This window comes from Streptococcus parasuis (assembly GCF_021654455.1).
In the GTDB taxonomy this organism is placed as follows: domain Bacteria; phylum Bacillota; class Bacilli; order Lactobacillales; family Streptococcaceae; genus Streptococcus; species Streptococcus parasuis.
The window spans coordinates 2,090,495-2,115,763 of sequence record NZ_AP024276.1; the positions used below are offsets into that span (position 1 = coordinate 2,090,495).

Genomic DNA, 25,269 nt, shown 5'->3' on the forward strand with positions numbered 1-25,269 from the left:
TTCGATTACCCTCTGTTCAGCATGAGACGAACCCTCTTCACTATCTCTGTATCTGAGTATTTTTCAATCAACTTGATACAATAAATCATCGACTCATTCCAGTGAGCCAAACCAGTGAGGTAGTAAACCAGTCCATCATAAAGATTATCCAAATCCAGGGTAATGTAGCCATTTTTCTTATGATGGACAAATTCTGAAGGAAGTTTGTTGATTTGAGGAATTGCAGCACTCAGCGCTGCGATATGCGTATACATATCCGGTTCATCAGCCAAATCAACTACCAGTCGGCAATTACTCAAAATTTTGATTACATCATCTGCTGGGGTGATGAAACTAAGACTGACACGGCTTTCCTTCTCTGGAAAAGCAGAATTTTCAATTGTATACGAATTTTCTTCCATCAATACCATATCAGGGTCATCATAGCTTGCTAGCAACATTCTGAGAATATTCGCCATATACTGTTGCTGTTTGGCATCTGACTCGAAAGAAACAAGGAGTAAATGAACCCGTTTATTGGTCTTCATATACCTAACTGCTGCATCTAAAACCCGTTTATAACTAGCTGTTGTCAATCCATCTAATCGAAAATAGACGAATTGGTCCTTCAACTGGCGGCTTTTACCAATGTCAAACCGCGTATCAATATAAGGTAGTTTAAGAACAGGAATATTTGTTAGGGCATTAAATTGCATTCTAGTCCTATCTGTTGTTGTCAAAATCAAATCAACATGCTTGATGTCCTCAATCATGTAGGGATCGATAGTAAATCCATTTCGTCCTTGGAAGTAGGAATAAACAACTTTTTTATTGGACTTTAATTTTAAAACTTCTGCTGAATGGCGACTATCTGCTGCCAAAAATATACTGTCATTTTCCTGATCATGTTGATCCAATACCCGCCCCATCTGCTCAAAAACCAACTCTTCAATAGAAGCATATTCTTTCTTCAAAAAGCGTGATTGTGCACTTTCTGATACTTCTACATGGTGGCCATAAGCACCAAAGTATTCACGAATTTGCCATTCTCGTTTTCTATTGTAATACTCTTGGTAGTGGTATTTACCCTCTGCATCATAAAAGATACTACTTGAAACAAAGCCTCTATCATCAAAAATATAGCGTTTTGTAGGGATATCATTCTGAAAACGGGTTATCCAAAATAGTTGGCCATTTGTTCCAAACTCTACTTCTGCTGACAATTGCCCATTTTCTTGAGCCACAACCGAGAATGGGTTATAGACAAACTCCGTCCCTTCTGCCCATTCAAGTTCTCTAAAATTGAGGACCTCCATATTTTTTCCACTAAGGTCTTGAATGATATCAAAAATAGAGACAAAATTACTTTCTAACAATTCCAGACGATGCATGTGATATCGTAACTGAGGAGTGTAATTTGGAACTATTAATTGGTAGGGGTTCCCACCCCTTGTTGCGAGTCGAACGTGGTTGGTGATATCATCTGTATAAATTAATTTTTGCTTCTGTGACCACGGTCTTGCATTAAAATACATGGTTCTTCTATCATTGTACCATGCAGGTATAAAATAAATCATTTTGCACGCCCCTTCTTCTCTTCAAAAATCGATTTGTAGTACCGTCCCATTCTCAATTTCCGAATTTCTTCCATAATCGTCAATACAATACTTGTTAACATAATGTAAAGCCCTGGAAGCATGGCAAATGTTTTATATTCTGGTCTGTATAAGGCTAAGATGAGGGGAACACCCACAATGATATCTATCATAATCCCTGAGAAAATACCAAAAAATAGGATTTCCCTCGAAAGAAATTGATAGGTTGGCTTCCCTGGACGAACTTGATCTATGTAATCTCCTTCTTTGCGCATTTGCCGAGCGAGCCTTCTTGGATCAATATTGAAAAATGAAAAGATGACGGTTAAAGCAAATACTAAAATGAGGTATAAAGCGATTCCTGACATACGGTAGGTTGAAAAATTGATTAACCAGTCCGATTCCCTAAGATCATTCGCTGTGAAATAATTCAAACCTAAAATGATGTACTGAGGAATCATCAGCAGGAGCATGGCATACATGATGGGTAGACCGCCTGCAGAGTTCACTTTTATTGGCAAATAAGATACTTCCGCTGTATGGTGGTATATACCAGGATGGTTGATTTTGATTCGGTATTCCGATTTTTCAGAAATAATCGTAAACAGAATGACCAATGCTGAAAAAATGACAAAGGCCAGTGTCACCAACCAATGGTTCAGATTGGATTGACTTAGTTGACTGATTAATTGATGAACCATATTGATAAAAATGATGATTGTAATTCCACCAATTCCATACTTGACATTCAGATTGCCTAGCCAAACGACAACAAAGCTACCCGCAACCATGGTAAGCATAGTTGGAAAGATAAGGTTCAACAGAAAGAGCCATTCACTATCAAAACTTAGTGTGTAATCAATATTGATCGCCACTGCAAATGCCTGGATGGTCGCAATAAGTAGAGTTAAACTCTTTATTCTACGGTCCGTTAGGTGAATAGCACTTTTATCATTGTCTGCATTAATTCTAAAGAGACGCCAAAAAAGCATGGCCATCATATAAGGGCTTACCCCTAATGAAAAAATACTTATTTTGGAGAGGTCTCCTCCGCTTAGACTACTTGTGAAAGAAAACCAGTCTGTCTGCGATGAATAGAAATCTGTGCTTTCTACAAATGGTAACGGGAGGTGTTGTCCCAACAACAGCACCAACACAATAAAAATTGTTACCAGCATTTTTTTGATAAAAACAATGTTATACCACATTGATCTTGAAATTTTCATACTATTTTCTCATAACTTCCCATACTTGAATATATTAAAACAAAAGGTATCTTGTTCCTCATTTTGAAGAAACAAGATACCTTTGAAGCTATTTGCAAGATATATCTTTGGCGAGATATATTGTTCCTAAATTATTAGATAAATCTTATAGCTCAACAGTTAAACTTGAAAGATCATCAGTTAGAGAGAGGCTATCAATAACCGCCTCCAAGGATGTCCGAATTGTTTCAGAAAGGCTTGGATCATAAGAGTCATATTGTACCTCTGAGGTGGAGATGCTGGCTGACTCACTGACGCTGACTGATGGATCCATTTGCGTTTCACTTGATTGGTAACTACTGTCTGTTAGTGACAAACCTGCAGCTATTGCGCTGTAGTAGAGACTTGCAGAAACAGATAGGCTACCCTCTAGTGAATCAAACTCAACTGTCGAAGTAGATAGACTCATGGATTCGCTCACACTAACCGAATTGTCCTCACTATCGTTGACACTATTTGAGATAGAGTCGCTAATCAGTTCAGAGGTGCTGATGCTAGTTGAGGTTGTCTCACTCGCTGTGTCCGTACCGCTGTTTGTATCGCTGGTACTTACTGCACCTGAAGTACTTGCCGAAGTTGATGCAGACTCTGAAACTGAGGTACTTACTGATGCTGATGCGGATTCAGAAATTGAACTACTTTCTGAAGCTGAAGTAGATTCAGATACCGAAGTGCTGGTGCTTACTGAAGTTGACGTAGATTCAGATACTGAAGTGCTTGCTGAAACTGATGTCGATTCAGACACCGATGTACTTGCTGATGCTGATGTAGACTCAGACACCGATGTACTTGCTGATGCTGATGTAGACTCAGAGACCGATGTACTTGCTGAAGCAGATGTGGATTCAGAGACCGATGTACTTGCTGATGCTGAGGCACTAATACTTGTTGAAGTTGATGCAGACTCAGATGTTGATGCACTTGCTGATGCTGATGTAGACTCAGAAACTGAAGTGCTTGCTGATGCTGATGTAGATTCAGATGTTGACGCACTTGCTGATGCCGAAACGCTAGTACTTGCTGATGCTGATGTAGATTCAGAAACCGATGTACTTGTTGATTCTGAAGCACTTGTACTTGCTGATTCTGAGGCACTAATACTTGTTGAAGTTGATGCAGACTCAGATGTTGATGCACTTGCTGATGCGGAAGTAGACTCAGAAACCGATGTACTTGCTGAAGTTGACGTTGACTCAGATGTTGACGCACTTTCTGATGCCGAGGCACTAGTACTTGTTGAAGTTGATGTAGACTCAAATACTGAAGTACTTGCTGAAGCAGATGTGGATTCAGAGACCGATGTACTTGCTGATGCTGAGTCACTAATACTTGTTGAAGTTGATGTAGACTCAGAAACTGAAGTGCTTGCTGAGGCTGATGTAGATTCAGATACCGAAGTGCTGGTGCTTACTGAAGTTGACGCTGACTCAGAAACTGAGGTGCTAGTACTTACTGAAGTTGACGCTGACTCAGAAACTGAGGTGCTAGTACTTACTGAAGTTGACGCTGACTCAGAAACTGAAGTACTTGCTGAGGCTGATGTAGATTCAGATACCGAAGTGCTGGTGCTTACTGAAGTTGATGCAGAATCAGAAACTGAAGTACTTGCTGAGGCTGATGTAGATTCAGATACTGAAGTGCTGGTGCTTACTGAAGTTGACGCTGATTCAGATACTGAAGTACTTGCTGAGGCTGATGTAGACTCAGAAACTGAAGTACTTGCTGAAGTTGATGTAGACTCAGATGTTGATGCACTTGTTGAGGCTGATGTAGATTCAGACACTGATGCACTTGCTGAAGTTGACGCTGACTCAGATACTGAAGTACTTGCTAAGGCTGATGTAGATTCAGACACTGAGGTGCTTGCTGATGCTGATGTAGACTCAGAAACTGAGGTGCTTGCTGATGCTGATGTAGACTCAGATGTTGATGCACTTGTTGAGGCTGATGTAGACTCAGATGTTGATGTACTTGCTGAAGCTGATGTAGATTCAGATACCGAAGTGCTGGTACTTTCTGAAGTTGACGCTGACTCAGATGTTGATGTACTTGCTGAAACTGAAGTAGATTCAGATACTGAAGTGCTAGTACTTACTGAAGTTGACGTTGATTCTGACACTGATGCACTTGCTGAGGCTGATGTAGATTCAGAAACTGAGGTGCTTGCTGAAACTGATGTAGATTCAGATGTTGATGCACTTGTTGAGGCTGATGTGGATTCAGACACTGAGGTGCTGGTGCTTACTGAAGTTGACGCTGACTCAGATACTGAGGTACTTGCTGAGCCACTTACACTTTCTGAAGTTGACGTAGATTCAGACGCTGAAGTACTTGCTGAGGCTGATGTAGATTCAGACACTGATGCACTTTCTGAAGCTGATGTAGACTCAGATGTTGATGCACTTGTTGAGGCTGATGTAGATTCAGACACTGATGTGCTAGTGCTTACTGAAGTTGACGCTGACTCAGATGTTGATGTACTTGCTGAAACTGAAGTAGATTCAGATACTGAAGTGCTAGTACTTACTGAAGTACTTGCTGATGCAGACGTAGACTCAGATACTGAAGCACTTGCTGAGGCTGATGTAGACTCAGATGTTGATGTAGACTCAGATACTGAAGTGCTGGTGCTTACTGAAGTTGACGCTGACTCAGATACTGAGGTACTTTCAGATTCAGACACTGAAGTACTTGCTGAAACTGATGTAGATTCAGACACTGAAGTACTTTCTGAAGCTGATGTGGATTCAGATGTTGATGTACTTGCTGAAGTTGATGTAGACTCAGATACCGAAGTGCTGGTGCTTACTGAAGTTGACGCTGACTCAGATACCGAAGTGCTGGTGCTTACTGAAGTTGACGTTGATTCAGACACTGATGCACTTGCTGAGGCTGATGTAGATTCAGATGTTGATGCACTTGTTGATGCTGATGTGGATTCAGATACTGAAGTGCTAGTACTTGCTGAGGCTGATGTAGATTCAGAAATTGAAATACTTTCTGAAGCTGAAGTAGATTCAGATACTGATGCACTTGCTGAGGCTGATGTAGACTCAGATGTTGATGTACTTGCTGAAGTTGATGTAGACTCAGATACCGAAGTGCTGGTGCTTTCTGAAGTTGACGTAGACTCAGATGTTGATGCACTTGTTGATGCTGATGTAGATTCAGACACTGATGTGCTAGTGCTTACTGAAGTTGACGCTGAATCAGATGTTGATGTACTTGCTGAAACTGAAGTAGATTCAGATACTGAAGTGCTAGTACTTACTGAAGTACTTGCTGAGGCTGATGTAGATTCAGACACTGATGTGCTAGTACTTACTGAAGTTGACGCTGACTCAGAAACTGAAGCACTTGCTGAAACTGAGGTACTTGCTGAATCAGATGTGGACTCAGATGTTGATGTACTTGCTGAGGCTGATGTAGACTCAGAAACTGAAGTGCTGGTGCTTTCTGAAGTTGACGCTGACTCAGAAACTGAGGTACTTGCTGATGCTGATGTAGATTCAGATACCGAAGTGCTGGTACTTTCTGAAGTTGACGCTGACTCAGATGCTGATGCACTTTCTGAAGCTGAAGTAGATTCAGATACTGAAGCGCTGGTGCTTACTGAAGTTGACGTTGATTCAGACACTGAAGCACTTTCTGAAGCAGATATAGATTCAGAAACTGAGGTGCTTGCTGATACAGAAGTACTTGCTGAGGCTGATGTAGACTCAGAAACTGAAGTACTTGCTGAAGTTGATGTAGACTCAGATACCGAAGTGCTGGTGCTGACTGAAGTTGACGCTGACTCAGATACTGAGGTGCTTGCTGAGGCTGATGTAGACTCAGATGTTGATGTACTTGTTGATGCTGAAGCACTTGTTGAGGCTGATGCTGATGCAGATTCAGATTCAGATACTGAGGTGCTTGCTGAAACTGAAGTAGATTCAGATGCTGAAGTGCTGGTGCTTACTGAAGTTGACGCTGACTCAGACACTGATGCACTTTCTGAAACTGATGTAGACTCAGATGTTGATGTACTTGTTGATGCTGAAGCACTTGTACTTGCTGAAGTTGATGTAGATTCTGACACTGAAGTGCTTGCTGATGCAGACGTAGACTCAGATACCGAAGTGCTGGTGCTTACTGAAGTTGACGCTGACTCAGATACTGAGGTGCTTTCTGAAACTGATGTAGACTCAGATGTTGATGTACTTGCTGAAGTTGATGTAGACTCAGATACCGAAGTGCTTACTGAAGTTGACGTTGATTCAGACACTGATGCACTTGCTGAGGCTGATGTAGATTCAGATACTGAGGTGCTTGCTGAAACTGATGTCGATTCAGATGTCGATTCAGATGTTGATGCACTTGTTGATGCTGATGTGGATTCAGAAACTGAGGTGCTAGTACTTACTGAAGTTGACGCTGACTCAGAAACTGAAGTACTTGCTGAGGCTGATGTAGATTCAGATACTGAAGTGCTTGCTGAAGCAGATGTAGATTCAGATACTGAGGTGCTTGCTGAAACTGATGTACTTTCAGATTCAGAAACTGAGGTGCTAGTACTTACTGAAGTTGACGCTGACTCAGAAACTGAAGTGCTTGCTGAAGTTGATGTAGACTCAGATACCGAAGTGCTGGTGCTTACTGAAGTTGACGCTGACTCAGAAACTGAGGTGCTAGTACTTACTGAAGTTGACGCTGACTCAGAAACTGAAGTACTTGCTGAGGCTGATGTAGATTCAGATACCGAAGTGCTGGTGCTTACTGAAGTTGATGCAGAATCAGAAACTGAAGTACTTGCTGAGGCTGATGTAGACTCAGAAACTGAAGTGCTGGTGCTTACTGAAGTTGACGCTGATTCAGATACTGAAGTACTTGCTGAGGCTGATGTAGACTCAGAAACTGAAGTACTTGCTGAAGTTGATGTAGACTCAGATGTTGATGCACTTGTTGAGGCTGATGTAGATTCAGACACTGATGCACTTGCTGAAGTTGACGCTGACTCAGATACTGAAGTACTTGCTGAGGCTGATGTAGATTCAGACACTGAGGTGCTTGCTGATGCAGACGTAGACTCAGATACCGAAGTGCTGGTGCTTACTGAAGTTGACGCTGACTCAGATACTGAGGTGCTTTCTGAAACTGATGTAGACTCAGACACTGAGGTGCTTGCTGAGGCTGATGTAGACTCAGAAACTGAGGTGCTTGCTGAGGCTGATGTAGACTCAGATGTTGATGCACTTGTTGAGGCTGATGTAGACTCAGATGTTGATGTACTTGCTGATGCTGATGTAGATTCAGATACCGAAGTGCTGGTACTTTCTGAAGTTGACGCTGACTCAGATACTGAGGTGCTTTCTGAAGCTGATGTAGACTCAGATGTTGATGCACTTGTTGAGGCTGATGTAGACTCAGATGTTGATGCACTTATTGAGGCTGATGTAGACTCAGATACCGAAGTGCTGGTGCTTACTGAAGTTGACGCTGACTCAGATACTGAGGTACTTTCTGAAACTGATGTACTTTCAGATTCAGACACTGATGCACTTGTTGAGGCTGATGTAGATTCAGAAACTGAGGTGCTTGCTGAAACTGAAGTAGATTCAGATACTGAAGTGCTAGTACTTACTGAAGTACTTGCTGAAGTACTTGCTGAAGCTGACGTAGACTCAGATACTGAAGTACTTGCTGAAGCTGATGTGGATTCAGACACTGAGGTACTGGTGCTTGCTGAGGCTGATGTAGATTCAGATACCGAAGTGCTTGCTGAAGCTGATGTAGATTCAGACACTGAGGTGCTAGTACTTACTGAAGTTGACGCTGACTCAGACACTGAGGTGCTAGTACTTACTGAAGTTGACGCTGACTCAGATACTGAGGTACTTGCTGAGCCACTTACACTTGCTGAAGTTGACGCTGACTCAGATACTGAGGTACTTTCAGATTCAGACACTGATGCACTTTCTGAAACTGATGTAGACTCAGATGTTGATGTACTTGTTGATGCTGAAGCACTTGTACTTGCTGAAGTTGATGTAGATTCTGACACTGAAGTGCTTGCTGATGCAGACGTAGACTCAGATACTGAAGTACTTTCTGATGCTGATGTAGACTCAGATACCGAAGCGCTGGTGCTTTCTGAAGTTGACGCTGACTCAGATGTTGATGTACTTGCTGAAACTGAAGTAGATTCAGATACTGAGGTGCTAGTACTTACTGAAGTACTTGCTGAAGCAGACGTAGACTCAGATACTGAAGCACTTGCTGAAGCTGATGTGGATTCAGACACTGATGCACTTGCTGAGGCTGATGTCGATTCAGATGTTGATGCACTTGCTGAAACTGATGTGGATTCAGAAATTGATATACTTTCTGAAGCTGAAGTAGATTCAGATACTGAAGTACTTGCTGAGGCTGATGTAGACTCAGAAACTGAAGTACTTGCTGAAGTTGATGTAGACTCAGATGTTGATGCACTTGTTGAGGCTGATGTAGATTCAGACACTGATGCACTTGCTGAAGTTGACGCTGACTCAGAAACTGAAGTACTTGCTGAGGCTGATGTAGATTCAGACACTGAGGTGCTTACTGAAGTCGACTCGGATTCTGAAACCTTTGTTGAAGTTGATGTAGATTCAGATACTGAGGTGCTGGTTGAGACGATAATCGACTCTGAAGTGCTTGTGGACAATGACTCTGAAGCTTTGATTGAAGTCGATGTACTTGCACTTGTTGAAGTGGACTCCACTTGACTGATTGCGGTTGAAATGCTTTGAGATTGGCTTGTGTAGTTGCTATCGATTTCTGAACCAGAGTTTGAATTCTGATTAGAAGTAGAAGAACTATTATCCTCTGTTTGACCCAGTGAGCCACCCTCATAATTCCAACGCGAAACAGTGCCTTGGCTGACGAAATCACGTGAAATGATGTTACCAGCAGTGCTAACATTTGTAGTCACTTTCGCCTCAGGAGCTAAAATCGAGCCTTCCCAGCTTCCACTGTTAATATCAATCGTACCTGTGAATGGTGTGTCATCAACGTTTACAAAATTCCAAAGGGTTGTATTCTTAATGGTTGTTGAACCACTACCGCCTGAAATTATAGTTCCATCTGTGTAATCAAATCGAATTTGAGAACGAGATTCAACAGTCGAAGAATTTCCTGTATTAATGACGTTAATCATAACCGTTTGAGGATTTACAGGATCATACCCTGAAATAGTCAACGGCGTTGCTTGCGCCAAAACATCCGAACTCATGTCGATAACAATTACACCATTGTTATCAGCGTCGGCAATCGTTGTTAAGTCTATCACTCGTTTGTTGTTATCAGAAAATGCATTATTACTAATGACTTTGTCTGCACTTGTTTGCGCAATTTGGCTACTTGTGTTTGTCAGAAATTCAAACTCTGCTTCCAGATCAATATATTTCTGCTCTGGACCATCTTGATAAACCTCTGATTTATTTAAATTATCATTGCCATTAAATGTCGCATTCCCAATCGTGAAGCCGTTCCCGTTGTTATATGGGTTAACAGTAACATCTTTACCCAGAACAAATTTTTCTGTAATATCTCGTGAACCGATGGATTGATTAATCCAGGTTGAAACATTCTCAGCGTAAAGATAATCCGTCTTGTCAGGATTATTGTACGAAGTCTGAGCACCATTGTTGTTTCCAACAAGTTCGCCCACCGCGAAGTTCCCTCTTAATGTTCCGCCAATTTGAGCATCATCTTTTGTAAAAGCAGTGAAATCTTGGGCAGCTTTCAAGAAGTTCTCTAGAGCGGATGGAACATCTTGATAGTAGGTTGTGTTGTTAATAGCAACGCCCGCACTATTTGTTGTAGAGGTGGTGCTGGATGAACTATTTGATTCTGCAACTGATGCAGACGCAGATTGACTCTCAGAACTTGACGCGCTTGCTGAGGTTGATTGTAAGCTATCTCGTAGACTATACAGTTCAGAAAGTCTTTCTGAGACAGTCATACTCGCGATTCTTTCTGACTCTGATGTAGAAGCACTTTCTGAAGTTGAATACGAGGCACTGACACTTTGAGACTCTGAAATGAGACGGTTAGACTCACTAATACTGATAGACTCTTCTTGTTCTCGCAACGAATTGCTCTCAGAAAGACTCTGTGATTCAGACACAAGACGCTCTGATGTACTTGTGCTTCTTTGTGTAGAAACTAATTCTTCCGATTGGCTTGTGCTTTGAGATTCAGATTCTAGTCGATCTGAAGTGCTCGCACTCGCTGACTCTAGAACACTGGCTAGTGAAGCACTGGCGCTGACTGATTCTGAACTTCTTCGAATAGAATCACTCTGGCTTAAGGATTCAGAAACAAGACTATTTGAAGCGCTAGCGCTTGTTGATTCCTGACTGACCCTTATGGAGTTACTGGTGCTGAGCGAATTGGACACGAGACGGTTTGATTCAGAAGCACTGAGAGACTCTGAACGCAACCGTTGTGATAAACTTTGGCTTGCCGAAGCAGAGGTACTTGTTTGAGACTGTAACACACTTGTGCTCAATGATTGTTTGGTAGAGACCGAGTTGGAAACTGATTGAGAAATCGAATCCGCATAGCTTTGAGCATAGCTGTTAGAAGCATCTGGCGTGAAGGAATCACGATAGGTCACCAACATACCACCCAAATTAGTACCATTGTTCCGCTCAGCTACTGTCGCATGCGTGTTTGAAGTGGTCGCATCTGTAACAGCTTGAACAAACACTGCAATATTCGCTAGCGTACCACCTGTTTGAGTTGAAAAACTAAACTGAATGCCCTTGCTGACATCATACAACTGGGTAGCTGAATAGTTGTTCCCATAGTAGCGACCTGAATAATCTGTTGTATTCAAATTGGAGCCTAAAGCGCGGTAGCTAGATCCCTCTTTTTGAATAAAGCTGTTGTTTTTGTATAAATCCTCTGTAATAACTGTATGTGTCGTCGCACTTGTTCCAGTTACTTTTAGATCGTAAGCCTCACCCATATCTGTAACGTTGGTCACTAAGAAACCAACATATTGAGGTGTGCTAGTACCCACAGTAGGCTCAAAATCAACTACCCAGTTTACAACACCAGTCACCACATTCAAATAACCCTTAACAGATGAAATCGTTCTATCTTTGTATTTTGAAGCGTAGTCACTTTCTTGGAATACAAGAATCTGAGCACCAGATGCATCAACAGTTTCCCCAACCTTCGTAGCTAAGCCTTCACCAGAAATAGCTTCCAACGCTTCTGATTTAGCAATATAATCGGATGCACTTTCGCTCTCACTAGTAGATGTTGAAACAGATGCTTTATATGATTCGTATACGATTAAACTAGCCGACTCTGATAAGGATTTTGAGGTAGAGTAACTTGCTAGACGCTGACTTTCTGACAAGGATTCTGAAGCCAAGCGCTCTGAAGTACTGGTACTCAAGGATTGAGAAACTGGTACATAAGACGTGCTGGCGCTCATACTTTCAGAAAGTTTTCGCAAAGAATTGCTTTGGCTGAGCGACGTTGACACAGACGCTTGCGAAGCACTTGCGCTAACGCTTTCAGATTGAAGACGGGCAGAAGTGCTGGTGCTCAATGATTCTTTTGCACTATCACTCGCTGACTGGCTGTCTTTTAACTCAGACGCTTCCCGTTCTGAAGTGCTGGCTGAAAGCGACGCGGTATCTAAACGCTCTGCCTCAGAAACACTGGTAGATTCTGAAGTGCTACGGAGAGAATCACTAGCCGAAAGGCTCTCTGACTCTTGTACCTCACGAGTAGATGTACTTGTACTCTGCGAAGCTGCAGTTTGATCTTGGACTTGCTCCACCTTTTCTGAACTTGTATCAGTAGCCTGAGCAACACTTGCATCAGAAACAGTGCCACTTGCTTCAACCTGACTTCCCTCAATCGTGCCTGCCTGTGCAATAGAATCCGAACTACCATCAGCAGAGTCCGATAAATCAACCTCAACCGAATCAGTACCTGCCAAGGTTTCAGAATTTAAATATTGAGTAGTATTTTCTGCCGCAAAAGCCTTATCTGCTACACTGACACCACCAAAAACGGTCCCCGAAAGAGCGATCGTTTTTAATATCTTTTGAGTACGGCGTTCCGCCAATTCATCCGTCACTGCTTGCGAGACTTGCTCATTGCTTGAACGATAAAGCTTGACCAGACCAATTTTTGATAGTACACGTGTTACCCAATGTTTACCAGCCTTATAAAGCTTTATCTTATCCTTTCGGTCACCTTCGCCGATTCCCTTTCCAAATTTCCAGTTCTTCACTTGAACCACCTCTAATTTCCCCAGCATGTATCGTTTTTTTATTTACAATCAAACCAGTATATCAGAGTCATTATACCACAAAGTTGCAAACTCAAGCCATAAATTTATCTAAAAATTGACAATTATACAGGAATAAAATTTCACGTTCTCAGCATGCCATACTTCACCAACCTTGACCTCATCATTATAGAAACGACTATATTATTTTTACAAATAAAAAGAGAGGAATTCTATCCTCTCCAGATGTCAAACCAAGTATCCTCAATTTCTCACTTTGATTAGTAATCAAACACAGAAAAAATATCTAGCACTCAAACTCGAACACCTAAATGTTTATTTTTATAAAGAATCATCGTTTTTGTTGTCTGTACGATATAGTCGATAACCAAAACCTATCATAACAACAGAAATTCCTATTATCCAAAAAATTTCTAGAGTACCCGTTTTTATAATCATCGAGCGAGGTGGTTTTGTAGGAACATAGGTATTCGTAATAGTAATCCCATTACCATCTGAGGACGGAACGTAAGTTGCTGTGTAGTTCTCCGGAACCACTTCTTCTGCTGAATACGTAATCGTCTCTCCATTTGATGATTGCTTATCTAAATTTTCAAAAGTGTACTCCCAGTTGTTACTGTTACTCAACTCAATGCTATCTACAATCTCACCGTTTTTCTTTAGATTGACTGTAACATTCTCTAATTGTTTACCCTTCCAAACTTTTTTGACATGAAATTTTGTCTTCTCTTCATCTACCTGAATTACTTGTTTTGGGTATACATGAAGAGCATCCTCGCCAGTAGTGTACCAAGTTCCGTCTTCTTTAAAAACAGGAAGATTTACTTCAACAGGTACTGACAACTTATATTTTATCCCAGATAAACTAGATGCTTCTTCATTTAGGATAATAACGTATCTTCCTGCTGGTAAGCCAGTAAACACAAGACGACCTTCAGCTGATGTCACTCCTGACTGAATCAATTCTCCTGTGGCCGATTCTTTCCGCAATTCGAAATTCAGCCCTTTAAGACCAACCGCCTCTTTTCCAAAGTAATCTTCAACATTTAATTGTTGCCCAATGTAACCACCGTCTTCCCACCTTTTTTGCAAGTATGATTGTTCATCAAAACTTACAGAAGTTAGAACTATATCATAAGTGTCAGTTGGAGAAGGCTGATTGGTAAGCTCTGTCGCATAAATTGAACGAATCGGAAACACTAATATACAAAAACAAATTAAAAATATACTAGTAATTTTTAATAAAAATCCTTTTCTATCCATCAAGATTCCTCCAATCCCAATCTTCATCAAAGCATTTAAGTCAACTTAAATGCTTTGATGAAGAGGCAAGCACCCTTGCCTACTTCGAAGTATTCATCATACATAGCTTACTTAGCTAAACGACGTTTAAGCATTAAACCAAAGCCTGCAACAAGCACACCTGCTACAATCACAACAACTGAACCAATACCACCAGTTTGTGGAATTGTAACTTTGTTGTTATCTACTTTTTGTGGATCTGCGGCTACCAAATTAACAGCAGTTGGATCTTCATAGTAAGAGTTTGCATTTACGGTGAACGTAATTGGCTGTTGTAACTTAGCATAACCTTGAGGCGCTTTGATTTCGACCAATTGGTAGTCAGTACTTCCTTCAGAAGCTTTTTGATTAGCCGTACCATATGGCAAACCTACAACTTCAAACGTTCCGTCCGCTTGAGACGTAAATACTGTTGCAGTTTCTTGAGAATCCACCCACTCAGTCTTTGTCACTTTTCCATCTACTGTAGTTTGTTTCAAGAATTTAGTTCTATCTGAATTCTGAACTACGAATTGAGCACCAGGCAATCCAGCCTGTGTAACTTTATCCTGTTTCTTGAATTTTTTACCACCAGTGTGGAGTTCTGGGTTTGGAGTTTCTTCATTTGGAGGAGTAGTTGGAACAACTGTTTTAGTTTCTGATGGGTTCGTACCATAGGTCAAACTGATGTCGTTAGGGTTAGCTGCACCCATGATAGCATCTTCGTTGATGTAAGCATTGTATTTAATAGTGATAACATCTTTAGGTTTTAGAGTCGCAATGTACTCTTTATTGAAAACAATTGAAAGTTTTGCAGCTTTTGTACCTACAGCTGGCTCTACAAAAGTATATGCCGTAGCAGGAATTGAAGTTTCAACACCAGCACGAGTCAGTGTTGGTGTGAAACCACCATTGTAACTCAATCCTTTAGAGAAGTTATCGTTGAAAGTCAAAACTTGATAATCTTTAATACCCTCTGGCATTGTTGAAGTAATCTTAAATGTTTTTGATTCACCAATAAGAGACGTGTCATGCATGTCTGTTTCGTTGACAACTTTTTTTACATCTGGTTTATCAACAGTATTTTTTGGATAAACGTGAACAGCATTATCGCCTGTAGTATACCATCCACCATCCGCTTTAAAGACTGGGAGTTCGATCTCTACTGGTACAGCTGCCGAGTTCGCCAACTGTTCAGATGAAGTCAATTTAGATTTTGCTTTGTTTTCAACAATATAGTATTTACCTGCTGAAAGATTTGTAAATTTAATCGTTCCATCTTCGCCTGTCAAACCTTCAGCAACGATGTCTCCAGTTGCACTACCTTGGTGCACCTCAAACCAAACGTTTGCCAATGTTTCAGCCCCAGCGCCAAAGTAGTCTGTCACTGTTAATTTTTGACCAGTGTAGGTAGAGTTATCTACACCAGTCTGTTTTGGCCAGTCAGACAAGTCTGTCAACTTAACCTTTGTCAAAACAATGTCATATTTTTCATCTGCCGCAGGAGCATTTGGCTGCTCCGCAAACGCTATCACTGAACCTAGCGATGAAACAATCAAGCTAAGAGCTGCGAAAAGCGTGAATAAAATTTTTGTAAACTTTTTCATATTTTCTTCTCCAAAAACCTTTCTTTTCTTTTGCAAATATTGTATAATTATTGCTATAAATATTGAGAATATACCAATCATAAGGTATGGTAGATTACCAAAGCCACCTGTTGCTGGATAAATGGGATTAACCTTATTTTTAAGCGTTAGTGTGGTAGTTGGTGGTGAATTAGTACTTGTAAATCGTACAAACTTCTCTGAAGAGTTGCTGATTTCCAAATAACCAACCAGTTTTTCCTCCTCGATATAGTAGGTGTAATAAGCTGTACCTGACTTATTGCGAATTGGAACTGTCTCTGTTGTCTTCCAGATATAAGTCCCTGACGTTGCCTGACGTGTTAGAGTGACTTCTTTATAGAGCTCTCCGCCACTAGTTGTCCCATCAGTTGTTCGGAATAGTTTTACCTTAAGTGAACTTGGCAAATTTACATTTGCTAGTTGCGTCGTTCCGTCACTCTTAAACCAAAGTTTTTGAATAACCAACTGACTTTGCTTGCGTTCATTGGTTACACCTAGTTGGTTTAGATTGGTCTGATATTGAAGCTGGATTCCCTGATTCAAATATTCTTTAATGTAAAAATTATCTGGAATGGTTGATGTATCTTCCTCGATAAAATAAGTGCACTTTCTTCCATAGGAATCTTGAATCATGAGATTGTTGACTGTTTTTTTCCACGAAAGATTCGTATCACTATTATATTCCAGCTCAATAACTTTGCTAAAACTGCCATCCACTGACTGACCAAACTTGCGTTTAAGGGTAACTTTAATCTTTCCAAAGTTACTAGTGTTTTGATTTGCTATTGGCTGACCATTATCCAGCCATTTTTTCGTAATAACTAATCCCGCTTCGACCTGAGTATTGGTCACGGTAAAGCCATTAAAGGAATCTCCACTGTATTTTACAGAATAACCATCTGGTAAATTGACTTCAACAGTCTTATACTTAAAGTCAGTTATGGTCACCCCAGGGTTTAGCTTCTGTATAATCTTTAACATGGAAGTTTCATCTGGAACTTGGATAAAACTAGCCCGCCAATTATTTGAAGTGCTAAGGGTTTGTCGTTGTCGGAAACTTTCTTTCTGAACACCATTTTGTTTCCATGTTGCCCAAAGTTCTATAGTAACTGCATTCGTTGGATTTGCTTGCCCAATCCAGTTTTTTCGAACATTGATATTCTTATAGGTCACCTGGTTATTCGTGAAAGTATCTGTGTTGATGGTTGACCAGATATAGTTTGAACGATATACCGTACTCGCATCCCATGAATTTACAGCAGGATTGTTAAGGGCATGCTTACCAGGCTTCCTATCCAAGTCACCAAGTGTCATTTTTATCTGGGTCGTATCAGTGGTAGTAAACATTACTGAGTTTAGATTCCACAATGGACTAGTTGGTGTGTCTTCACCATTATTACCCCAGAAGTTAACGCCACCATGGTAGGCATATTGCATTGCGTCAGCACCATCATAACTAGTTCTGATATTTGAATTTTGTACGGTGTAAGGAGCTGTTACTGTACCATTTTCGGGAAGTACATATTCAGGACCATGAGCTGCACCATCAGTATAGTTATATTCGGGGTTGAGCGAGTTAATCGTATAATAGGTTGCCTCTTCATCATTAAAAGTCCCCCCCTTAAGTGTTATTGGTGTAGTTGACCCCTTTCGATAGAAGCTTATATCGACATTAAACTCATCCACATTTTGCCGTACCCAGCCACCATGGAGGAGGCCACTGATTTGAATGGTTGGGTAATAGATTGGCTTGTCATTATCCTTATCAGCATAGGTTTTGTTTCCCCAATAATTGTAACCACCGTTCGGTGACCACCGACTTCTATTTGTCCTTGTTTTAAAGGGAGTTACTTTGATTATTGCTTCGGCATCCACCAATTCTCCATCATAGTAGGCTGCATCTGTGTACTTGACTTTCACCCACATAGTAGTTGTCGTTAAACTTAGGTCGTTAATACTCCAACCAGCGTTTGGTTCATATTTATAGTTTGGTGCTGATGGATTAGATGGTTTAAATTCAACCGTTAAACCATTATGGTTGGGAGCTGCTGATGCAATAACGGAATCGAGATTGGTATCAAAACCACCACCCCAAATCGGATTATCTGCAGGTGTATTTCCCCAAACAATTTGTGAACGATTGTAGCCTGCCCCGTAACTTATCAACTCAACCTTGGAGGTGCTGGGCATGTTTTCGATGATTTGAAGACGGTTAATTGGAGCAATAGTTGTGGGTGATACTGTAATAGGCGACATAACAGGGGTTGACGAACCTGCTCTCAAAACCGATGAGCGATAGACATCAACTTCGAATTTTGTTACTGTACTCCATGTTTCTCCGATTAAACGTTCAAATGTCCCTGCTTGGGTCAATCGAAAAATGACATCACTTGGTTTTTGATATCCAGTTTGAATCGATTGGAATCTTATGTGATAATTTGTTTCCGGTAACAGTTCAACCTCAGGATTGGCATCAGTCGAAGTCCAAACCGCTATTTCTGAAGAATCGCTTTCTCTTAATAGCTGGTAGCTTGCAGCCATGGTGGTTGTGCCATTTAGCAAGATTGTAGGTATTTTGATGAGTGTATTTACTGGATCCACTGTGCTTGTTTCTGTAGCTGTCGTTGGGCTTGTGTCAGCTGTAGATTGCACTGTGCTCGTGCTTTCTTGGGTTATAACTGGTACAGGATCCAATTTTGAGTCTAGCACGCCTGAAGTCTCGCCCTTCAACCAACTTCCATCAGCTTGTAGAGTTGATATTTGCCCTGTTTCATCAACCATCAGCACAGTGTCAGCTGTATTGACAAAACCATCAGCCGAGTCAAATCGTAAGGTGTAGCTTTTCCCTGCTATCAGGTTCAACATTTTTTCCTGACCTAAAACAGTCCAACTTTCGACCAACTCACCACTCCCAGTATCCAGTAATGAAACAGTTATATTTGAAACTATTTCATTCGTTTGGGAATTGGTAAATCTAAAAACAACTTCTTTTGAACTTTCTATTACTTGGGACTCTTGTGTGACAGCAGTCGAAGTATCTCCTGTTGTTTCAAGTGCATACAAAACAGGTGATGCCAGGTTGAAAGTCAACAAAACACTGATTAATAGGCTCGCTATAAATTTCTTTCTCATACTACCTCCTTTCTTTTGTAATTTAACAACCTCAGGTTTTGCACCCTAATTAATCTTTATATAAAATAATATGTATGAATATGTTTAAAATATTTTTTAAATCTATAACGAGGTTTTGCACCATAAAAAATCGAAAGAAATGGTTTGAATCGCTATAAATTTCTTTCTCATAGCCCCCCCTTTTTACAAGTATATTATTTTACAACCATATATATTATAACTCAATTTGATAAAAAAGAAAAATAATATGACTCAAAAACTTAAGAAAAGTTTAAGTTTTTTATGTCTATCTTTCCAAAAACTATAGACAAGGCAAGAAAAATATGATACTATATGCTTTTTGCTCAATAAAGCATGTCTTATTGGACATATGAAACCATTTTTATTTATGTAGGACGAGAGTTGTAATATTATAATCAGTCGCCATCCAAGTCGAGTATGTGCGTACAAGTTTATAAACTACACCTTTTCAATTGATGTAATAACTCCTAATTCCACATCTGGGATTAGTTTTTTTGTTTTGCCTAAGTTTCTTAATACATAGTATATTCTTTTCTATTGTACAAAATAATTAATATTGCATCATCAGCGAAAAAAAGTTCAAGTTGTGGTAAAATGTTTGTGGAGAATTCCACCTAAAGTGTCCCAACGCCATACGCACTTTGGAGCACTATTACATTTGGAAAAGATATTATATGAAAAAATTAATCAATCATCTTACGACTTTTATTATTCTAGCTGGTATTATCATTGTTAGCTATCCAGCGATTAGCCAGATGTACTATAATTATGTAAATCAACAAACAATTAATGATTTTGATTCGGGTAGAAAGCAACTGACTTCTGAAGAAATTGATAAACGAATCCAACTTGCTCAAGCTTACAATGCTTCGTTACAGAATTTTGCGATTACCGACCCATACACCGAGGAGCAATTAGAACAAGGACGCACAGAGTATGCAAGAATGTTAACTGTTCGTGAAAAAATTGCGAGCATACACATCCCTGATATTGAAATAAACCTCCCCATCTACGCTGGTTCTGGTGAGGATGTACTTCAAAAAGGTGTTGGGCATTTAGAAGGCACAAGCCTTCCAATAGGTGGAGTTAATAGCCATGCCGTATTAACCGCTCATACCGGACTCCCGAATTCTAGACTCTTTACAGATCTTGATAAACTAAAAGTCGGCGATAAATTTTATATCACAAATATCAAGGAAACTCTGGCATATCAGATCGATTCGATTACCATTATTGAGCCGACTGATTTTTCATCTCTGGTAATCTTCCCTGACCAAGATTATGTAACTTTGTTAACCTGCACACCATACATGATTAATTCCCATAGATTACTCGTTCGGGGGCAGCGCATCCCATACACTCCTGAAGATTCTGAACTTATAAAAACACAATCTACAAATTATCAGATTCCAGTACTATATTTAGTTGTTGCTAGTCTTGTAGTAATCATTGTTTTACTAGCATTTTTTATAAAGAGACAATCTAAATCAAAAATGAAATAGGTCACAAAAAAGGATTTATAACGTATGTATGGAATCCGTATTACTCATAAAATTTTATAATTCTCGAAATAGGGAGGCTCCTAATGATGACTCAAAATAACAATATTAGAAAATGGGGAAAATTAGCCTACCGTTTTTTGATTACATTTGGCATCCTGGTTATTTTGTATCCATTTGGTAGTCAAACTTATTATCAATTCATCAACAAACAAGAAGTCAATCAATTTGACCAACAGAAAAAGCAGATTGAATCTGCTGAAATTCAAGAACGAATTGATTTGGCAAAGGCATATAACAGGACCCTCACCCCAGAAAAACTTGGCGACCCTTTTACACAAGAAGAAAAAAAGGGAGTAGCCGAATATGCTCGTATGTTACAGCTTCAAGAGAAAATTGGATACGTTTCTATACCAAGTATTAATCAAGAAATCACTATCCGTGCAGGGACAAGTGAAGACGTTTTACAAAGTAATGCTGGTCACCTAGAGGGTACCAGCTTACCAGTGGGTGGCAAAGGAACACATACTGTTATCACCGCACATCGGGGTCTACCATCAGCACGTCTATTCACAGATCTGGATAAAGTAAAAATTGGAGACGTGTTCTACATCACTAATTTAAAGGAGACACTGGCATATAAAGTTGATCAAATTTTAGTTGTAACCCCTGATAATTTTGATCCAGTCTTAGTTACAGAAAACAAGGATTATGCAACTCTTCTCACTTGTACTCCATACATGGTCAATTCTCATCGCCTTTTGGTCCGAGGAACCCGTGTCCCTCTTCCAAAAGAATTCTCAAGTGACATCAAGAAAATTGATTTTTTCAGCCAATACCGTTGGTATATCATTTTGACTAGCATAAGTCTTGTATTACTCTTAGGATATATCGTATATCGACTATCAAAAAGGAGAAGGAAAAGCTCATGAAAAACAGGCAGATTATCGGACTAATCATTCTTCTCTGTGGTCTTATTCTCATTTGCATCCCTTTTGCTTCTATGATTATGGAAGACTTTAGTCAAATAAATTCTGAAACAGCCTATTCAAATTATCTGCAAACAAAGAATATTGATTCAAAAAGAATCATTAATCAACTGGCAGAAACAACTCTTGAAGCCTCGGCCGTACAGGATATCTTTACACAGAATCGCGAAAGCGCAGAAAATCAAGAGAGTCCATATGAGACACTAATAGATACTTCAACCGTCGTTGGCCAAGTCGTTATCCCAAAACTTGGACAAAATTTCGACCTCTACTTAGATGCAGATTATGACAAACTCAACAAAGGGGTCGCAACCCTAATTGGCTCAGGAGCTCCTATCGGAATTACTGGACAACGGCCAATTATAGCAGGACACAGGGTCTCCTATAGCAATCCATTTTTCTTCTTCATCCCTAACTTGGAGTCTGGAGATAAGATTTTTGTAACAATGCTTGACCAAACACTTGAATACGAGGTATATAGCAAAGAAATCATCGATGAGTACGAAATTGACAAACTAGCTCCAATACCAAATCAAGATATCATAACACTCATGACGTGTGATAATGCGCCAGAATACAATAAACGATACTTAATAAATGCAAGGCGTGTTATTAGTAATCAAGAGGTCAAAGCTCCACCGACCTCAATCATTACTTTATTGACCCAATCTGACGCAAATCTCTCATTGAAAACTTTTCGTCTTCTCCCATATTTTATTGTTATTTTCGCAACGTTAAGTATTGGTTATTTTTCTACAATATTATTGAAAATATTTACAAAAAAACAATAGCAACATGCAAAGTAAAAACATTCTCAATCTTAGAATTTTTAGTATACTAATACACTACATTTATGTTAAATACAAAACCTCATTTCTTTATAAATTAGAAATGAGGTTTTGTGATTTATGCATGTATATTATAGTTGTTGGCGATTCATTGTAAGCACCATTTACTATCACATATCGGTTTACTACCACCTATATAGCCTACTTCTTTAGCGGAAGAATCTCTTCTTGAAACTCAAAAAGATTGGTATCACTAATAGTAAGAGGCCAGCGATAAACGGTGCAACCAATATCGGGTCAACCTGACTCGCTTCCGAAGTGACGCGAGCTTCTTTTGCTTCATTGGCAATCCGATGTCCACGAACCAATAGCCTATGACTATTGACGCCGTAAGGTGTACAAGTCACCAAGGTCACATAATCTTGATCAGGATCAATTGTGAGCGGGGAAACATCGTCTGGTGTAACTGTCAATATTTGATCTACTTCATATGTCAAGGTTTGATCCAAGACCTGAATGTAAAAGATATCTCCTTCAACCAATTGATCCAAATCGGTAAATAATTTAGCTGATGGTAGACCACGGTGCCCAGAAATAACGGCGTGTGTCCCCTTACCCCCGATTGGCAAAGACGTTCCTGGGATATGGCCAATGGCTACCTGCAAAATTTCTGCATCTGTCCCATGATAAATCGGCATGGTAGTCTTAATTTTGGGAATGTCTACGTAAGCCATAATTCCCGTATCGCTAACATCCAAAATTTGATTATAGCTTGTTCGCTCTTCTGCCGTCAAATTTAAGTCGGGCAGACTATTTTTAGCAAGGCTATCATTGTAAGCTTTCGCATCTGCCAGCATCCGATCGTTTTCTTGTTGGGTCAAGTTGTTTACTTTGTCCACATAGCCTGCAATGGCCTCAGATTGATGGAAGGAATTCCAGTAGTCACTTACTGTCGGGTAGAGGAGAAAGGATAGCCCGACAAGCAAGATAAAGACCAAGATGATGGTCGAAAAATTAGCTTTGATTTTTGCAATCATACGGACCTCCTTTCTCCTAACAAAAGAAGAGGAGATAGATTTTTAGCATGCTACCTCCTGCTTCTCCCTTATTACGATTATTCAGCGTCCATGCGACGTTTTGTGATGAGGAGGATACCTGCACCAATCACAAATACTGAACCTAAAATGTAGAGCAAACGAGTACCGACGCTACCTGTTTCAGGAAGCAATGAACCAGTACCGTTGACAACTGTTGTACTTAACTTACCACCTGTAGTATCGAAGGCAACTTTGTTATCCGATTCTGAGCTTGATTGATTAGTTAAGTCTGAATTAAGACGTTCAACTGATACAGTTCTTAAGAGGGGATCTGCCGCCAAAGTATCTGCATTTGCAAGAACTCGGAAGTAAATAGGAGCTGTTAGTTTATTGTAACCCGCCGGAGCAACAGTTTCTTCTAGACGGTAAACCCCTGCATCCAAGCCAGTCACTTTAAAGTTTGTGCCATCTGTTGATTTCACCAAAGTGAGATCAGTCCAAACTCCATTCACATTTTTTTGAAGGGTAAATACAGCACCACTAAGAGGTGTTTTCTTATCTTCACCAACTTTATTGATATCTAAACTAAAGGTAAAGATAGTAACTTTATCTTCTGGTGTTTCTCCTTTTGGAGATGTTTCACCTGAACCAGTATAGTTAGGGTTATTCGAGTAAACAAGCTTAACCGTGTTTGGATTTCCTTTGGAAGCATTCTCTTGACCAACCACCAATCCATTTGATGTCAAAGTTGCAGTGTATTCAACTACAATCTTAGTTGCAGCAGTAATGTTTACAGTCGTAATTTTTTTAACATCATTTGTATAAATGTTCAAGCCAGAAGTTGTATCAACTGTAAAGTAGCTCGTAACATCTGTTCTATCACTTCCATTCACTGCGTAGACTTTTACACTACCTGCATTAAAGCTTAATGCTGATGAAAGAGTATCTACAAACTTCAAGTAGTAAGAGGTATATTCTGCGTATCGTTGAGGAAGAGTAGCTGTCAATTGGAAAGGAATAACATCTCCTAAGTCATAGCTACCAGAATCTTGCCAATCAGATACTGAATTTGTTGTATCATTTGTTTCTTTTGTTTTCTTTTCTACAGAAGGGATGGATAGTTTTGAGCTAACAGTCGTGTCACCAACAACTTGCAACATGTATTCAGAATAAGCTCGGTTAGAATTTTCTAAGGTTCCTAATTTATCTGCCACGAAGTAGTAACCAGCTGCTAATCCAGAAATAGTTACAGAAACTCCAGTTTGTGTAGTTTCTGAAGATTGCTTGGGAGTCCCTGTCAAATAGAGGTAGGAATTTCCATCCGCATTAAGCGCACCTGCTACTGCTGCAAATTTTGCACCGTTTCCTCCAGCAGCTAATGCTGCTGCGATAGCTGCTGCATCAATAGTTCCGCCATTGAAAGCGTCAGCTAAGGCTTGTTTACCAGCTTCATTAATGTTAGCACCCCAAGTGATGTTTGACAATCTTTCAACACCATTAGTATCCTTCGAATAATCACCAGCGAAGATTTGGTATGCTTCATAGGTACGACCAAAGAAGTTATAAGTGTTACCATCACCAATAACTTGACCACTACTATCGTAGTTAGGGTTTTGGATGGTAATAGTATAAGTAGTAGTATCTGCCGCCTGAATTGTTAATGCCGAGAAGGCAAGGAACAACGCAGCGAGCATTGTTAAGATTAGCTTTATTTTTTTCATTTTTTTCTCCATAAAATTGTTGCTTGATGTGATCGAC

Annotated in this window: 10 protein-coding genes and 2 pseudogenes; 3 read left to right on the plus strand and 9 right to left on the minus strand. The window is 40.0% G+C overall.

Annotation, left to right across the window (positions count from 1 at the left end; all coding sequences use genetic code 11):
* Positions 1-5: 5 nt before the first annotated feature.
* From asp1 to L6410_RS11060, 7 genes and pseudogenes are all read right to left on the minus strand, one after another.
* Positions 6-1,556 (minus strand): accessory Sec system protein Asp1, encoded by a 1,551-nt coding sequence (gene asp1, locus L6410_RS10560; protein ID WP_237395483.1) that lies wholly within the window; start codon positions 1,554-1,556, stop codon positions 6-8.
* A complete protein-coding gene (gene secY2 / locus L6410_RS10565; protein WP_237395485.1) occupies positions 1,553-2,800 on the minus strand; it encodes an accessory Sec system protein translocase subunit SecY2 in 1,248 nt (415 codons plus the stop codon). The genes asp1 and secY2 overlap by 4 nt, the downstream gene beginning before the upstream one ends.
* Before the next feature lie 145 nt (positions 2,801-2,945).
* Positions 2,946-3,248, minus strand: coding sequence for a hypothetical protein (locus tag L6410_RS11145; protein ID WP_024396200.1), 303 nt, complete (start codon positions 3,246-3,248; stop codon positions 2,946-2,948).
* Positions 3,249-4,244: 996 nt separating this feature from the next.
* Positions 4,245-8,297 (minus strand): annotated as a pseudogene (locus tag L6410_RS11150) (hypothetical protein); the annotation flags it as partial.
* 4,680 nt (positions 8,298-12,977) lie between these two features.
* Positions 12,978-13,148: pseudogene (locus L6410_RS11120) on the minus strand (KxYKxGKxW signal peptide domain-containing protein); the annotation flags it as partial.
* Positions 13,149-13,460: 312 nt separating this feature from the next.
* On the minus strand, positions 13,461-14,402 hold the full coding sequence (locus L6410_RS10580) for a Cna B-type domain-containing protein (RefSeq protein ID WP_216842261.1): 942 nt from the start codon (positions 14,400-14,402) through the stop codon (positions 13,461-13,463).
* 107 nt (positions 14,403-14,509) lie between these two features.
* Positions 14,510-19,177: a SpaH/EbpB family LPXTG-anchored major pilin gene (locus L6410_RS11060; protein WP_336512753.1), complete on the minus strand. Its 4,668-nt coding sequence runs from the start codon at positions 19,175-19,177 to the stop codon at positions 14,510-14,512.
* A 695-nt stretch (positions 19,178-19,872) separates the two neighbouring features.
* Here L6410_RS11060 and L6410_RS10595 point away from each other — a divergent pair.
* The 3 genes from L6410_RS10595 (at position 19,873) to L6410_RS10605 (ending at position 22,477) form a co-directional block, all read left to right on the plus strand.
* Complete coding sequence (locus L6410_RS10595; protein WP_172040955.1) at positions 19,873-20,700, plus strand: class C sortase; 828 nt, start codon at positions 19,873-19,875, stop codon at positions 20,698-20,700.
* Positions 20,701-20,786: 86 nt separating this feature from the next.
* Positions 20,787-21,629 carry a class C sortase gene (locus L6410_RS10600; RefSeq protein ID WP_024391281.1) on the plus strand — a complete coding sequence of 281 codons (843 nt, stop codon included), beginning with the start codon at positions 20,787-20,789 and terminating at the stop codon, positions 21,627-21,629.
* Positions 21,626-22,477, plus strand: a complete 852-nt coding sequence (locus L6410_RS10605; RefSeq protein WP_237395489.1) for a class C sortase — start codon at positions 21,626-21,628, stop codon at positions 22,475-22,477. Before L6410_RS10600 ends, L6410_RS10605 begins: the two co-directional genes overlap by 4 nt.
* 206 nt (positions 22,478-22,683) lie before the next feature.
* On the opposite strand, the gene L6410_RS10610 is transcribed toward L6410_RS10605, so the two are convergent.
* On the minus strand, positions 22,684-23,511 hold the full coding sequence (locus L6410_RS10610) for a class C sortase (RefSeq protein ID WP_237395491.1): 828 nt from the start codon (positions 23,509-23,511) through the stop codon (positions 22,684-22,686).
* 77 nt (positions 23,512-23,588) lie between these two features.
* Positions 23,589-25,232 carry an isopeptide-forming domain-containing fimbrial protein gene (locus L6410_RS10615; protein ID WP_237395493.1) on the minus strand — a complete coding sequence of 548 codons (1,644 nt, stop codon included), beginning with the start codon at positions 25,230-25,232 and terminating at the stop codon, positions 23,589-23,591.
* Positions 25,233-25,269 lie beyond the last annotated feature (37 nt).